This is a genomic window from Peribacillus sp. NPDC006672 (assembly GCF_050274955.1).
Lineage (GTDB): Bacteria > Bacillota > Bacilli > Bacillales > DSM-1321 > Peribacillus.
This window is the reverse complement of the sequence record NZ_JBNNOR010000007.1, coordinates 140,838-156,088: the sequence shown is the minus strand read 5'-3', so window position 1 is coordinate 156,088 and position 15,251 is coordinate 140,838. Positions and strand designations below refer to the sequence as shown.

The window sequence follows — 15,251 nt, the reverse complement described above, 5'->3', positions numbered from 1 at the left end:
AGTTTTCAGCCTGCTTTTTTTCTAGTGGAAATCGATATTGATAATATCATTATATAATTTAAATCTTCTTATCAAGAGAGACGGAGGGACTGGCCCGAAGATGTCTCGGCAGCAGACTTAATAGGAGTGCTGTGCCAAATCCAGCAGGCTATTTTTTGCCTGAAAGATAAGGAGGGCGTTTTTTATAAATTAAAAGACCTCTTCTTGTTGTTGTTAAATGGAAGAGGTCTTTTTTTATGCTGACAGTTTTAAGGTGTGGATTCCATTAGTAGGAATGTCAGGTTATTATTAGCGCTATTCGCAAAAACTGTTAAAAGAATAAGGGCTGTGACACATGTCATGGGAAAAATAAAAAGAGGTGTTCATCATGAGTGCAAACAATAAAGGGAATCCCTGGGCATTGATCCCATTTGTCGTTTTTTTAATTTTATTTATAGGTTCCGGAATCATCACTAAAGATTTTTATTCATTTCCGGTGATTGTTGCGATTTCAATTGCATCAGCAGCTGCATTGGCAATGAATCGGAAAGAGACTTTCAATCAAAAGGTTGAAATCTTCTGTAAAGGTGCCGGGGATTCCAATATTATGTTAATGGTTATCATTTTCCTTTTGGCCGGCGCTTTTTCCAAAGTTGCAAGTGGCATGGGGGCAGTTGAATCAACAGTGAATCTTGCCTTAGCTGTTTTTCCGCAAAATCTATTAATGGTTGGGATTTTCATTATTGCTTGTTTTATTTCTTTATCTATGGGGACAAGCACGGGAACGATTGTTGCCCTAGCACCTATTGGGGTTGGAATTAGTGAGCAAACAGATATTTCGCTTGCCCTTTCAATGGCGGCCGTTATTGGTGGTGCTATGTTTGGGGATAACCTTTCCTTCATTTCGGATACGACAATCGCTGCAGTTCGAACACAGGGAACGAAAATGAAGGATAAGTTTAAAGTGAATTTTTTCATCGTTTTACCTGCTGCCATCATCACATGTGCCATCCTAGGAATTTTAACGATGGGTGAACAGGCCGACATCTCCCAACATTCTTATAATTGGGTGAAGATCCTTCCATATCTTTGCGTTTTAATCACTGCATTGGCAGGAGTCAATGTGTTCCTGGTCCTTTCCATCGGCATCGTATTTGCCGGAATTATCGGCTTGGCTGATGGAAGTTATCAACCATTGGGTGTTATTCAAAAAGTTGGGGAAGGAATGGCGGGAATGTATGAAATCGCCTTCCTTGCCATTTTAATAGCGGGTATGGTAGCTGTAATCAAACATAATGGTGGCATCGATTATTTACTCCACCTTGTGACCCGAAATAGCAAATCAAAAAAAGGAGCGGAATTTAGCATTGCCGGGCTTGTTGGTTTGACGAACCTTTCAACGGCAAATAACACGATTTCGATTATCATTGCCGGACCACTTGCCAAAAATATTGCCGAGAAGTATGGGATTGATCCACGTAAATCGGCGAGCTTGCTTGACGTTTTTGCCTGTTGCGTCCAAGGGTTGATTCCATATGGGGCACAACTGCTTGTTGCAGCAGGGATAGCAAAGATTTCCCCTATAAGCATCTTGCCATATTCATATTACCCAATACTTATTGGACTTTGTGGAATCGTTGCCATCTTGATTGGTTTTCCACGGTTTAAGTCGGGTAATGATGAAACGAAGGAACGTACTTCTTAAAATGAGAATAATTATGAAAAAACACCCTGAATCATTGGATTCAGGGTGTTGCTTGTATGGTTAAAAATACTAAAACATAGGCAAAAGACAATAAAAAAGCGAAGACATCCTCGCTCTTATGCATGATAAATATTAATGTTTAGAAAGTAACAAAGTCGCTCCTCATCTGAACTATAAATTCGAATTCTCCTGCCTGATATTTCTTTAATTTATGGAACCAACTTTTGCCCATCATCAAAATAACTGCCTAGTTCCGGTCCATATTGATGGACGGCGGATAATCCACGTTCATCCTTCATTTCCACAAAATCACGAAACTCAGGTTGTACCATCTCACAATTTGGAAAAATATGTTAGTTTGATAATGTTTCCATTTGAACAAATATCGTTTCAGATTTAGAGATTACATGGAAGTGTGTTGAACGTTTGCACCTGAAAAATGAGTCGTTATGAATAAAAGACAACACCAACTAATCCAGAAAGAATAAGGATATAGGCTGGATGCCAGCGTAATTTCAATAGGGCAAATAATGATAATCCAAAAACGAGTAATAAGCTTATCGTATGCCATGAAAAGTTCATAGCTATCATATGATTGGAAAGGGCAAAACTGATCGCTGCAAAGAGGATTAAACTAGTGACAATGGGTCTTAGTCCATAAAACATCGATTGTATAATTGGATAATGATTCAATTTGCTGAAGAAGGTGGCTATAACGATTACGACTATAATAGCAGGAAGCAAGATTCCGAGAGCAGATGATATGGCTCCTGCTAAGCCAGCAGTTGAATAGCCAACGAGAATGGCACTATTGGTGGTGATAGGACCGGGGGACATACCGGATATAGCGATTACATCAGTAAATTGTTGCGTCGTCATCCATCCATGCTGTGAGACTTCCGATCCTATTACGGGAATCATGGCGTATCCCCCTCCAAACGATACAAATCCGATAATAAAGAAGGTGCTAAACAACTCCCACAATTCCATCATCCTATATCCCACTCTTTCTTGAAAATTAGTTTAACAGTTTATACCGTAACAGGGAAATATCGTATACCTTTCATGGGCTATATGCCTGCACCCATGAAATATTCGAAATCATTCTCTTCTGCTTTCTTTTCATTTCGGTCCATGTTGATTTTGTAACCTAATTTCCTCTTAATAGAGATGGTCACAACACCTGTTATCGCTCCTGCTAATATAGCTAAAACAGGGTGAATGAAAAAAAGGATTGGAATCCCTACTATTAATATACCGAATGTTGATTTGTCAACAATAGCCGTTTTCCCTATCTTGATAGCCGCATAGACGATGATGGCAACTATGGAAGCTCTAATTGATATGAATGCGGATTCTATCTTTGGATTATCCTGAATGAAAAAATACAAAATGCCGAGTAGTAGTACAATTAAAAAGGTAGGAAGTGTAACACCGATCATGGCTGCCATTGCGCCCTTCATTCCGGCAATTCGATGGCCGATAAAGGTGGCGGAGTTAATGGCGACAGCTCCCGGTACAGACTGAGATAATGCAAAAACATCCGTAACTTCTTCGCTTTTCAGCCATTCTCTCTTCTCTACTACTTCTTTTTCGATTAAAGGGATCATCGCAAACCCGCCTCCGAATGTGACAGGTGCTATTTTAAAAAAGGTCCAAAATAATTGGAACAGTGTTTTCCATTGTCCTTTCATTGTCATCAGTCACTTCCTTTGCTGATCTATATAAATCTTATTATTAACATATCAAAGAAAAGGGAATGGGTAAATTGCAACAAAATCATCGGGTATAACAAAACGTAATACCTAGAAAATTTATCCGTTTTATAAAATTGAATGGATTAAGATCACCTGTTCAGGGAATATAGCGTTGTTTTTCCACTTCACCATTGCTATCATTTTATTAAACTATTTAAAGCCAAGGAGGTCGGCTTCTTGAAATTAGAAAATCTAAAAGTGTTTTGTTTAGTGGTGGATGAAGGAAGCATAAGCCAGGCAGCGAGGTTAAGTTTCTTATCTCAACCGGCGGTAACAAGACAGATTCACCAATTGGAAAATTTTTATAACACTTTGTTATTCGACCGTGAGGAAGGGAGGCTGAAGGTGACAGAAGCAGGAAAGTTGTTATACCCTTTTGCAAAAGCCATTGTGAATGACTTCAACCATTCCAAGGAAGTGATTCAGCAATCAACGGGCGCGTACAATTTAAACCTCATAGTAGGTGCATCCTTGACTATCGGCGAGTATTTATTGCCGAGATTGCTGGGGAAATTTAAAAAACAACAGCCTGAAACAAAAGTGACATTAACGATAAAAAATACCCCTCGAGTTCTGGAGGATTTATCAAACGATGTCATTGATTTGGCCTTGGTGGAGGGACTCGTGGAAAACACCGATTTTATTGTAGACAAGTTCGCAGATGACGAATTGATATTGGTTTGTCCACCCGACCACCCATGGAGAGACAGAAAAGAAATCCAGGTAGAGGAATTGGGAAATGAAAGGATGATCTGGCGTGAATCCATTTCAGGGACACGACTTATCGTAGAAAACATGTTAAGGGAGCATGGGGTTTTAGAAAAAATAGAAAACTACATGGAGATTGGAAGTACACAAGCGATAAAAAGTGCAGTTGAAGCTGGACTTGGAATCAGTATTCTGCCAAGGTTGTCATTGGCCAGGGAATTGGATCAAGGTTTTTTGAGGGAAGTCGGTATTTCCGGTATAAATATAACAAGAAATCTATGGCTAGTCAGAAAAAACAAGCGTTTTAATAAAATAGGTGTGTCTAATTTTGTGAATTTTCTTCAATAGAAATCTGAAGCATCAGTCATTTTATGGTCGCCTGCTTTCCTATTCACATAATGTGCAGCGTTTTCAGGTACTTGGTTGGCCAATCAGGATTAATGACGAGCCTTAGCACATCGTTTTGAATAAAGCGGGGGTGATTGGAACTGTTATCACTGCTGTTCATATCAGTCAGAAGGTGCAAACGTATTTCTTGGTTTTGTGTATTCCATCCTATTTGCAGCTGGCTTACTTCTAAATTACGGAATCGTGTTCTCAATCTTCGTTAACCAGTTAAAGGGGTTCTCTTATTCAGGTGAACTATTAGTTGCAAAAGTATAAAACTTCTATAATATAAAATTGTTAGAGGGATTGCATTTTAAATAAAAGCTCTTCTCATTCGAGAGGGTCGTTACATATTTTTCTAAAAGAAAATTAAAGTTGATGTTCAAATTATACTGCAAACTTGTATTCCCTATTTTGATAATCATCCGTTAAATCCCTCGGAATGACCTAATCCTAGAGAATGATACCTAGATTGTTTACGATTACATTTCTATTGAATTTCATACATTGAAACCTATTCTCCGATTAAGATGATAATTAAATTTCAGCATGGAATTATTCTTATATTAAGAGTGGTTTAAGAAAAATGATATGAAGCTAATGTTTGGAAAATAGCCTTGCTCGTTAACCAGTGAACAGAAGGTGAGATTTTTTTTGTGCTATATTAAAGATTTTGATTAATTTGGATAAAAATGGGATTCCACTGCCGTTTGGATTGAACTAAAATGAAGTGGAGGAAGAAAGATTAATATCATTAAGAAGAATACTGAAATATTATATTTTTCTATTGATTCCACCAATTCATGAATGAAAAAAATTGTGAATTAGGATATAATATAATTATTGTATTGGAGATTCATTCTGGAATTTCCTTTTTTTTATGGGCTTCATTTGTTTATCTCCCCAATGAACAGGGAAATAAATTATAGCTGTATATGTTTTTATGATAATAATATTTAAGTGAAGTAGAGGGGATTGTTTTAATGGGGATGTTAGAAAAATTTATTATTGAGACGAATGATGTGTTATGGTCATCCGTTTTGATCATCATGTTGATTGGATTGGGTCTTTATTTTTCCGTACGCACGAAGTTTGTCCAATTCAGGATGGTTGGGGAAATGTTCAGACTTTTGGGCGAAGGAGCCACGGCGGAAAAAAAGGGTGTGACGTCCTTTCAGGCCTTTTGCATAAGCACGGCTTCCCGGGTAGGAACGGGTAACCTTGCAGGTGTTGCCATCGCAATCACGATGGGCGGTCCGGGAGCCGTTTTCTGGATGTGGTTAATAGCACTGATCGGGTCTGCTTCAGCTTTCATTGAAAGTACACTTGCTCAAATCTATAAGGTCAAGGATGGGGATGCATTCCGCGGAGGGCCTGCATATTATATGGAAAAAGCTTTGAACGCCCGATGGATGGGCGTCACGTTCGCTGTGTTGATTTCGCTTACATTTGGACTTGCTTTCAACTCGGTTCAAGCCAATACGATTTCAAGCGCATTCAATGAATCGTTTGGAATCGAAAAGTGGGTTATGGGTCTCATTCTGGCTGCCGTCACAGCTGTCATCATTTTTGGCGGTATCAAAATGATTGCAAAGGTATCTGAAGTCATCGTCCCGATTATGGCCGGAGCCTATGTAATAGTGGCGTTGATTATCATCATCATGAATATTACCGAGTTACCGGGTATTTTTGTTCTGATCTTTGAAAGTGCATTTAATGGAATAAAAGAAGTGGCTGGCGGAGTACTGGGAGCTGCCATGATGCAGGGAATCAAGCGCGGCCTATTTTCAAATGAAGCCGGGATGGGTAGTGCACCTAATGCTGGAGCGACGGCCGATGTAAGTCATCCCGTCAAACAAGGACTCATTCAGTCACTGGGTGTTTTTGTCGATACGCTCATCATTTGCAGTTCAACGGCCTTCATCGTTTTGTTCTCAGGTCTTTATACATCGAAAGAAACGGATGGAATCGTCCTTACCCAAAATGCACTTGGAACGGCATTGGGATCTTGGGCAGGTATTTTCCTTGCCATTATCGTACTATTATTCGCCTTCAGTTCCATTGTCGGCAACTATTATTATGGAGAGTCGAACATCGGCTTCATCAATGAAAATAAGGTTTGGTTAAACATCTATCGTATCGCAGTAGTAGGGATGGTGATATTCGGTTCGCTTGCCTCACTGAAATTTGTTTGGGGGCTAGCTGACTTGCTGATGGCACTCATGGCCATTATCAACCTGATCGCCATAGCATTACTCGGGAAGATAGCTTTTGCTGCACTGGCGGATTATCAAAAGCAAAAGAAAAGTGGGAAAAATCCTGTTTTCCATGTAAACAATATTAAAGGTTTGAAAAATGTGGAATGTTGGGGAGACCCATCCGATAATGTGGATGTGAAAAAGGAGAGCTAAGCTTTCCTTACAATTGTAGACAAAAGGGGTTCGGAATGAAAACATTCCGAACCCCTTTTGAAATTCCCTCTACGATCTCACTATATTAAGCCATTCTTGCCATCTTCTTTACATTCATGGCAGCGAAAATAAGCATCGCCTGCATCGACAATTTTTTAACCCCTCTCAAAGTAGTCCAACGCATACCATGCTTTTCTTTTGCATCTGCGAATATACGCTTTATTGTTTCTTTACGTTTCGCATAGATAGGTTTTATATCCTTGTGATGACGAAGATGATCTGCTTCTTCCATATAATTTTGCCAGATATAGCGTGTCACCACTTTTTGATGGTCTTTGCTTTCTGTACACTGTGATAAAACAAAAGCAACAGAATACCAAAGATCAAGCTAAATGCATCACCTTTTTCATAGTTGTTTTTATCGCCTTTTTGATGAGATGGGATGCATTGATTAGAAGTATTATATATTGAAATTTCTTGATTATGTTTATTTTTCCTCTTTATCTTTTCATCTTTACAAGCAATTTTACTGTACTAAAGTTAATTATTTTACAAACTTTAATTTATATCTTTTTCGCTCCCTTAATCGTTGAAAAGGGTATTCTATGTATTCGTTTGTCCACATCAATCACTCTTAAATGTCCGTTCATTTGAACCACATAATGTACTCATCCTTCTACGCTGCTCAGTCGATTATTTTTGTAAAGCGTAAAGGAAATCGGAAAAGTAAACTCCATCGAAGCAGCAATTAAACATTCATTTCTTCTAGGTATTGTTCATCCAACACGGGTTCGGGTTCATCGTAGTAATCCTCGTCAAAATAATTTCTTAGCATTTTTATATGTTCAGGTAGCATCAGATTGGTCCATTTAATATTTCCTCTGTCTCGAATGGTCATCTAAATCACTCCTTATTTAGAATGAAAACGAACGTCCGTTCCTTGTGGGTGGCTTTTTATTTTAAGTTGCTGATCCAAGTTAGAATGAATCATCAAAATCATGCATATCAATTATGTTAAATAGACATGTTTCTTCATTAGAAAAAGTGGGTGTTTATTTATGATATATAAAACACACCTGGCTACATCAATTGCACTAAGTGCAGCATTGGTTTCAACTGTTTCTTATCCATTTACAATTAGTTTCTTAGCTGGTGTGTCATTGGGAAGTTTATTGCCAGATATAGATGAACCTAAATCTTTTATTGGAAGGCGGTCGTTTGGTTTAGCGGTAATCATAAAAAGAAAGTTTGGTCACAGAGGAATTACCCATTCACTATGTATGTGGATAGGTCTTTTGCTTTTCTTATTATTGATAGTACCTAATCCATTCACACTAGGTATTAGTCTTGGTTATTTCTTTCATATATTGGGCGATTACTTTTCTGTTTCTGGTGTCCCTTTATTTTCCCCAATTGATAATGTGCGTAGAAAATCTCCCCTAACATATAAAACTTCAGGAAAAGTTGAAACGGTAATATATTACGTTGCAATTCTGTTTTCCTTATTTTTTATTTTAAACGATAAAATGCTGACTCCATTTATTCAATCCATTTCGGATTTAGTCACTGGAATTTTGAGTCTTTTGTTCAATACACTTGGCTAGATTATCATTGATGCTCAATATTATAAGTGATGGGGAGGAGGGAGAATTTGGGGAAGCATCTGCATGAATTTTTTTTGAATGGAAAAATATTTTCTGAATCTCCAGCTAAATTAGCGGACCTTAAGTATTTGATTAAACAAGAGCGAGACCTAGATGATGAGATCCTAAAAGAATTCCCGTTGGAGGATTACGGGGATTTGAATAACTATCTCAGTATTCTTGGGAGTAAAGAATTAATTGAACAATTTATTAAAATTGATAACAGAAAGTTAGATATTAAAGAAAAGCTAGAAAACGTCTTTATAGATAAGGTCTCTTCCAATAAACAATTAGTCTTGCTGTTTACAGAGGATTCTTTAAATGCGGAAGGCGTCTATCGATTTACTTATGAGTATTTGGATATGGCATTTCAAATGGGAAAATTCTCTTCTTACTGTTTAGAAAATGATTTAGAACAACTATTGGTTGATACTACTCGGAAACTTTGTAAATTACAGCCGCTGAAAGAATTCCAGTATCGACTAATTGAAGAGAATGAAGAATGGCTAATTAGGGGAGTTACATCGGTTAGATACAATAACTACGACAATCATCTTGCCATTTATTTGACACTATTAGCATTACATAATCATGCACAGGCTACTCATCAATGGTACGCATTAGATAAGGCTTATATAAGTGATTCAGAGATTGTCATTATGTTCGATGCAATGAGCCCTAGAAAAATTGTGGGAGTTGGAAATTTATACTTTGGTTTAATCCTGACAAATAATGAAATTAAGGAAAAGGTTTTTTCCTTAGAGTACCGTTTTCGTTTGGAAGATGAGGATGGTAATGAATTTGGTGCAATACCTGAGGGTGAGGAGCCAATATTTACGATAAGGCATGATAGCAATGTAAATAGCGTTAAAGATAAGCTTAAGCAACTTAAAAATTTAGAGGAATTTAAAGATCGAATAGTTGAGTTAGTTTTAGCTATTTCTTATAGCCCGTACTTATCTGAGGACAGGATTTTTGACATTTTTAAGAAAATTAAGCTATCACGCACTAAATATTCACCTGAAACAAAACAGGCATTTAAGAATTTACAAGAAGAACAACTCATCAATAACAGTTTACATATTATTAAAGCATTTAATCGCTTAAATGAAGTAGTAACAGATGTAGAGGAAAAAATTCATCTAGAAAGGCTATTTTTTGAAGTTTGTATGGATATAAAAAAAGAGAGATCGAGAAAAAAAAGTTAGTACGGAAAGAGGGTAACTATTTATTACATGTGGGGAATTTTTCACTACTTCAAAGGTCAAAAAAATTAACTTAATATGGTTGTTAGTCATTTTCTTCTTTCTTTTTGGCTCTTTTCGTAAAGATTGTTGTTTTTAAAACGAAACTATTTAAGGTTGATTGGAGCGGAAGTGCGAGACTCCTGCGGGAGCAGCGGGACAGGTGAGACCCCACAGGCGTTTACGCCGAGGAGGCTCACCGCCCGCCCCGCGGAAAGCGAGCATCTGGAGGGGAAATCAACCACACCGTACTACTTGGTAAATAGCAACAAAGTATGCGAAAACAGCCTTCTTTTTATAGGATGTGAGAAGAGGAATAAGGGGGAACAATGAGAAAGTAGGTGAACAAGAGGCTTTGAGTAGGGCGATTGATGAAATAACGGAGATTGCTAAGGGAGTGGGACTGGATTTTTAACTGATGAGATACGAAATTTGTCCAAGTGAAATCATTTATACATTCGGTGCTTAAAGTATGCCAACACGTTATTCCCATTGGAGCTTTGGAAAACAATTTCATAAGATGAAGTTACAATATGATTTTGGTTTGAGTGAAATTTATGAATTAGTTATTAACTCTAATCCTTGTTACGCCTTTTTATTATACTCTAATTCGTTAATTTAAAATAAGTTAATTGTGGCTCATGTTTTGGCTCCATTGTGATTTCTTCAAAAATAATATTCGTTTTCAAAATACAAATCGAGATATGGTGGAAAGTATGGCGGCCAGCAAATCGCATTCGTCAATATGAAATCCAATATGGAAAAAAAGAGGTTGAAACGTTTTTAGAATTGAACCGGACTCATAAACCATCGTAAGGGGTAACACATGTTGTACTTCTTCCTCTTCATCCTTAAATGTGATGGTAGAAGCAGGACGGAGAAGAGCTGGATCAATATGCTCCTCGATTGCTAATACTGCAACCATTTTCATACCAGCCAATTAACAGCTTAATACATAAACTCTAACTTTTGGGGGTCACCTCAAAGTCAGGCTTTTTCCTCTTTTTTCTATCATGATTGAATATTGTTTTGTTTTTTACACAAAATACCTTTGTCTTTAGTACTGCTGTCAATCGATGGTTGGACAATTTGAAAACTAGGAGTGAAAACTATGGATAGCAAGCAATCAAAAAATGAATCTTCAGAAATTGCTGGAAGAATATATGATGTCAGTGATTATAAACGGGAAGATGCTGTATCTTCGGGATTGGCTACAACCCACGAACAAGTCTCGGATACTTATGCGGAAGGCGAGATAAAAGCAGCCATTGATGATGTAAATGGAAAGGATATTGAGATTAAAAAAGAAGGATCTGAGGAAGAAAGGAAATGAAGTAATTTTTATTTTTTTTAGGAACAAGAATTATCGACTGATATTTTAAGTAAATATCGATTTAAACCCCTAGCTTTATGAAACAAGCTAGGGGATATCTAATTAATAAATCCTTTCTCTCTCCATTTTTTGAAGCAACTCTTCCTTCGTTCTTGGGACAAGGTCTTTTTCTGAGGGTATCCTTGATTTAAGAAGGGCTTGAAACATTTCAAAAACCCACGGTTTCTCCAGATGTGCCCTCATCAGAACGTCTTCATCATGAAAAACGGATACAGGGTCCCCTTGGTATATGACCTTACCATCGTTCATGACAACGACTTCATCAGCCCATTGATAGGCCAAATTAACATCATGAGTTGATAGAATTATCGTTTTGTCAGGGTGGTGAATACTGTCCAGCAGAGACATGATTTGTCGGGAGAAATAAGGATCCAGTCCAGAGGTAGGCTCGTCCAAGAGCCAGACATCGGGTTCCATGGCTAGTACCCCTGCAATGGCGACACGCTTTTTTTGCCCTAAGCTCAAAAAATGGGTGGGTCTGTCCTTCAATTCCGTTACTTCCGTTTGAGCCATCGCCCATTGTACTTTCTCGTGGACTACATTTCTTTCCCATCCTAAATTCATCGGTCCAAACGAAATATCCTGTTGCACATTAGCGGAAAAAAGCTGTGAATCGGGATCTTGAAAAACGATTCCGACTTGTTTTCTTAATGATAATAATGCTTTACGGTCATATTTAATTTTCTTGCCCTTATATCTGATTGTTCCTGATGTTGGTTGTAAAAGACCATTTAAATGGAGGAACAGAGTTGATTTGCCGGCTCCATTATTGCCTAATAATGCAATCTTTTTACCTTGTTGAACCGTTAGTGAAAGATTTTTTATAGCGAACGTTCCATCTGCGAATTGATGGGTGAGGCCCTCTATATTAAAAATATGCTCTTCCATTTTTAAATTGCCTCCAATTTATATATATCCATAAATAAAGATTAAGCTTCCTAGTATGATAATGGCGATCAGCCAATTGCGGGAGGAATAGGTGTAAGTATCATCGATATATGATAGGTTCTCCTGATATCCTCTTGCGTTCATGGCCATCGTCAATTGCCCAGAGCGCTGGAATACTCCCAAAAATAATGATGAGATTAGTAACCCGAGAGATCGAATGCCTTGCCTTATCGAGCCATATCCAAGTCGTGAAGCTTGTGATAGGTGAATGGCCACAGCTGTATCTAAAAAAATAAAGATGAAGCGATAGGTCAATTCTATTAAATCGATCAATAAGGATGGCACTTTAAGTTTTCGCAGCACGGATAGAATGACGGTAATGGGTGTTGTTAAGGTTAAGAAATATAAACAGCTTATACTGCCAAATACGACAGTGGTCAAATTGATGGCTGTACCAATGCTGTCATCACTGATGAATATTTGCCAGTTTCCGACTTCCCAGGACTGCCATATATTAGATATCGGAGTGGGTTTACTTGTAAAAGAGAAAAGGATGGTAATTGTACCTGATAATATAAAGAACCCCGGTAACAAGAGTAATTTCAGATAATAAGAAAGTGGGATTCTTGCCGCAAAAATGATTAAAGCACTCATCACCGTAAAAGTGATGAGCGAAACGGCCATATCCCTTACACTTAAGGAAAAAAGCAAAAGGGAGAGTGCAAAAATCATCTTTTCCAACGGATGTACATCCTTTAGCCCATTGAAATAGGCATATTTATCAATGAGCAACATGCTTGGATTCTTCGGGCATTGCTTGTTTGGCTTGCTTATTCCTTTGTCTCATTACGCCAATGAAATATCCAATGAAACCAGCTCCGATTGCAGCTTGCAGCGCAAATAATAAGCTTTCTGTTTCTGCACCTGGCGGCTCCCAAATACTGTTGAACCATGGCTTATATTCCGGATGGATTTTAGTGATGGCCTCTTCAGCTTCGCCGTCTGCACCGCCAAATTCCGTTCCTTGTTGGGTGATTAACGGTATGGTTGCAAGAATGACGACCAGGAAAAGCAGCAGTAAACTTTTTTTCATATTAACGGGCCTCCTTAGATAAAACTCGCAGCAATTTCAATTCGCCTAGATTGTATTTTTTTAAGAAATTCATCACAACGACTGTCAATAATCCCTCGCTGATTGCCAGGGGAATTTGGGTCAGGGCAAAAATCCCTGCAAACTTAGTAAATGAGGCCATGAATCCCCCTACCTCGGATGGAAAAGCAAGAGCAAGTTGAACGGAAGTTACCACATAGGTTCCTAAATCTCCAAAAGCAGCTGCCAAGAAAACGGCAAGAGAAAAAGACCACCCCAATTTAGTTGCGCCCTTGAAGACAAAGTAAGCAATGAACGGTCCGCATACAGCCATGGAAAATGCATTGGCACCTAATGTCGTCAATCCTCCGTGAGCCAGTAATACAGCTTGAAATAACAGAACGATGGAACCCACGACACTCATGGCCAATGGTCCGAATAATATGGAACCCAAACCAACTCCTGTAGGGTGTGAAGAACTTCCCGTAACGGAAGGAATCTTCAGGGCCGATAATATGAATACAAATGCTCCAGATAGGCCGAGTATCATTTTTGTTTCCGGGTTTTCCTTTACTTTGGACCTGATGGACCGGTAACCCAAGATTAAAAATGGAAGGGTAATGGCCCACCAGAATATGGCCCATTCAATCGGTAAAAATCCCTCCATAATATGCATGGCCATAACTCGTTTTGGTACAAGAAGCAGTAAAACGACAAAATAAAGAATTTTCCAATTGGCTTTTTTCATTCTTTCTCCTTTCAGCACTTTTAATTTTTTTGAACAAGGCTTTTGAAGAAAAGCGGCGCACAACATAAAAAGCACTTCTCTAAAAAGAAAGAAGTGCGTAATGAACAGGAATTCCTCAGCATAAACCAACCACGGGCTATTCTGCCTGATCCGCACACCCATCCTCGTAGGTTGAAACAGTTTCACGCTTCATGGCAGGTCTCCTGGCTTTGGTTCATCATCCCATTACATCCTTCCCATCTCATTTGACAGTGGATTAACCTTAAGGCAATAGGACTTCCCTTTACAGTGGCGGGACCGCTCCGGATTTTCACCGGCTTCCCTTTTAAGCTGAATTTCCGAGAAATTCAACACCATAAAACTTATGTAATTATTTTGAAAAATCTCGTTTAGTTTATCATAAAGAAATAAATCCAGCTACACTCTCTTTTTTTTTGGGGGGACTAATAACGCAGAGAAGCGAGGCGTGGAGCTGGATTTACCCTATTAAACTTTTCTAAACAGTCGGAATAAACTTTGAATTTTGCTAAAGTTGTTATATGATAGATAAAGTTAGCTAGAAATGTATAATAAAACCAAATATTTCATTTTAAAAGTGCTCTTGTGTGAATTATCAAGAGATAATAGGGAAATCGGTGAAAATCCGATGCAGCCCCCGCTACTGTAAACGCTGATGAAATTGTCGATGACCACTGGCTTAATGCCGGGAAGGGACAAAGTAAAATGAAGCGTAAGCCAGGAAACCTGCTTTTGAAATTGTATGATACTTTTCGGAGGGAAAGGTAGAAGGACTATGACGATTTTGGGAGATTCAGCATATTTGCTGAGGGCTCCTCATTCATATAGTTTTTTTAAAACCTTAACTCTTATGTTAAGGTTTTTTATTTTGCCTTTTCCCTGAACTCAGGAGGAAGAAGATGACTACTTGGAACTTGAAGGGTACAAATACGCATCTGTTGATTTGCAATGGCAGCAGTTGCATGAAAAAAGGCGGGGAAGAAGTAACCCAAGCGATTCGCGATGAAATTACTTCAAAGGGAATGGATATGAAAATCCATACAACCAGGACACGCTGTAACGGAAGATGTAAGGACGCCTGCGTTGTGATTGCGTATCCCCAAGGGAAATGGTTTCGGGTGGATACCCCTGATTACGGTCGGAAGATTGTAAATAATATTGATGATGGGGAGTTTGTGCCCCAGATGATCTACCAATTCAGTGATGGGGAAATGACCCCTAATCCAGATTTTCCTGCTCATACGGGTATTTCAAAGAACAAATCGTAAAAGGAGATGTCT

The 15,251-nt window shown here is 38.4% G+C and carries 14 protein-coding genes, 2 pseudogenes and 3 riboswitches; of the genes and pseudogenes, 8 read left to right on the top strand and 8 right to left on the bottom strand.

Annotation, left to right across the window (positions count from 1 at the left end):
• The first annotated feature begins 65 nt into the window (after positions 1–65).
• A riboswitch (SAM riboswitch) is annotated at positions 66–173 on the top strand.
• 194 nt (positions 174–367) lie between these two features.
• Positions 368–1,684: a Na+/H+ antiporter NhaC family protein gene (locus ACQKKK_RS13465; RefSeq protein WP_427616644.1), complete on the top strand. Its 1,317-nt coding sequence runs from the start codon at positions 368–370 to the stop codon at positions 1,682–1,684.
• 447 nt (positions 1,685–2,131) lie between these two features.
• Here the strand turns inward: ACQKKK_RS13465 and ACQKKK_RS13460 are convergent, their stop codons facing one another.
• Together ACQKKK_RS13460 and ACQKKK_RS13455 are read right to left on the bottom strand one after the other, a co-directional pair.
• The gene (locus tag ACQKKK_RS13460) at positions 2,132–2,674 is read right to left on the bottom strand and encodes a chromate transporter (RefSeq protein WP_427616774.1); all 543 of its coding nucleotides are present in this window, start codon (positions 2,672–2,674) and stop codon (positions 2,132–2,134) included.
• Between the two features lie 80 nt (positions 2,675–2,754).
• Positions 2,755–3,384, bottom strand: coding sequence for a chromate transporter (locus ACQKKK_RS13455; protein ID WP_427616643.1), 630 nt, complete (start codon positions 3,382–3,384; stop codon positions 2,755–2,757).
• A 234-nt stretch (positions 3,385–3,618) separates the two neighbouring features.
• On the opposite strand from ACQKKK_RS13455, the gene ACQKKK_RS13450 reads away from it, so the two are divergent.
• A complete protein-coding gene (locus tag ACQKKK_RS13450) occupies positions 3,619–4,497 on the top strand; it encodes a LysR family transcriptional regulator (RefSeq protein ID WP_427616642.1) in 879 nt (292 codons plus the stop codon).
• 1,022 nt (positions 4,498–5,519) lie between these two features.
• Positions 5,520–6,947 carry an alanine/glycine:cation symporter family protein gene (locus ACQKKK_RS13445; protein ID WP_427616641.1) on the top strand — a complete coding sequence of 476 codons (1,428 nt, stop codon included), beginning with the start codon at positions 5,520–5,522 and terminating at the stop codon, positions 6,945–6,947.
• Between the two features lie 85 nt (positions 6,948–7,032).
• Here the strand turns inward: ACQKKK_RS13445 and ACQKKK_RS13440 are convergent.
• A pseudogene (locus ACQKKK_RS13440) lies at positions 7,033–7,305 on the bottom strand (transposase); the annotation flags it as partial.
• 390 nt (positions 7,306–7,695) lie between these two features.
• Complete coding sequence (locus tag ACQKKK_RS13435; protein WP_427616640.1) at positions 7,696–7,845, bottom strand: YolD-like family protein; 150 nt, start codon at positions 7,843–7,845, stop codon at positions 7,696–7,698.
• Positions 7,846–8,005: 160 nt separating this feature from the next.
• Between ACQKKK_RS13435 and ACQKKK_RS13430 the strand changes: the two genes are divergently transcribed.
• The 4 genes and pseudogenes from ACQKKK_RS13430 (at position 8,006) to ACQKKK_RS13415 (ending at position 11,167) form a co-directional block, all read left to right on the top strand.
• Positions 8,006–8,551, top strand: coding sequence for a metal-dependent hydrolase (locus tag ACQKKK_RS13430; RefSeq protein ID WP_427616639.1), 546 nt, complete (start codon positions 8,006–8,008; stop codon positions 8,549–8,551).
• Between the two features lie 47 nt (positions 8,552–8,598).
• Complete coding sequence (locus tag ACQKKK_RS13425; RefSeq protein WP_427616638.1) at positions 8,599–9,798, top strand: hypothetical protein; 1,200 nt, start codon at positions 8,599–8,601, stop codon at positions 9,796–9,798.
• Between the two features lie 352 nt (positions 9,799–10,150).
• Positions 10,151–10,623: pseudogene (locus ACQKKK_RS13420) on the top strand (SpoVR family protein); the annotation flags it as partial.
• Positions 10,624–10,945: 322 nt separating this feature from the next.
• Positions 10,946–11,167, top strand: a complete 222-nt coding sequence (locus ACQKKK_RS13415; RefSeq protein ID WP_427616637.1) for a YozQ family protein — start codon at positions 10,946–10,948, stop codon at positions 11,165–11,167.
• A gap of 102 nt (positions 11,168–11,269) precedes the next feature.
• Here ACQKKK_RS13415 and ACQKKK_RS13410 read toward each other — a convergent pair whose 3' ends face one another.
• From ACQKKK_RS13410 to ACQKKK_RS13395, 4 genes are read right to left on the bottom strand one after another with little or no spacing between them, the layout of a single operon-like run.
• The gene (locus ACQKKK_RS13410; RefSeq protein ID WP_427616636.1) at positions 11,270–12,115 is read right to left on the bottom strand and encodes an energy-coupling factor ABC transporter ATP-binding protein; all 846 of its coding nucleotides are present in this window, start codon (positions 12,113–12,115) and stop codon (positions 11,270–11,272) included.
• An 18-nt stretch (positions 12,116–12,133) separates the two neighbouring features.
• Positions 12,134–12,910: a cobalt ECF transporter T component CbiQ gene (gene cbiQ, locus ACQKKK_RS13405; RefSeq protein WP_427616635.1), complete on the bottom strand. Its 777-nt coding sequence runs from the start codon at positions 12,908–12,910 to the stop codon at positions 12,134–12,136.
• On the bottom strand, positions 12,897–13,208 hold the full coding sequence (locus tag ACQKKK_RS13400; RefSeq protein WP_427616634.1) for an energy-coupling factor ABC transporter substrate-binding protein: 312 nt from the start codon (positions 13,206–13,208) through the stop codon (positions 12,897–12,899). The genes cbiQ and ACQKKK_RS13400 overlap by 14 nt, the downstream gene beginning before the upstream one ends.
• Position 13,209: 1 nt before the next feature.
• Positions 13,210–13,953 carry an energy-coupling factor ABC transporter permease gene (locus ACQKKK_RS13395; RefSeq protein ID WP_427616633.1) on the bottom strand — a complete coding sequence of 248 codons (744 nt, stop codon included), beginning with the start codon at positions 13,951–13,953 and terminating at the stop codon, positions 13,210–13,212.
• 176 nt (positions 13,954–14,129) lie between these two features.
• Positions 14,130–14,326: riboswitch (cobalamin riboswitch) on the bottom strand.
• 203 nt (positions 14,327–14,529) lie between these two features.
• Positions 14,530–14,719, top strand: a riboswitch (cobalamin riboswitch).
• 151 nt (positions 14,720–14,870) lie between these two features.
• Here ACQKKK_RS13395 and ACQKKK_RS13390 point away from each other — a divergent pair.
• Positions 14,871–15,239, top strand: a complete 369-nt coding sequence (locus tag ACQKKK_RS13390; RefSeq protein WP_427616632.1) for a (2Fe-2S) ferredoxin domain-containing protein — start codon at positions 14,871–14,873, stop codon at positions 15,237–15,239.
• Positions 15,240–15,251 lie beyond the last annotated feature (12 nt).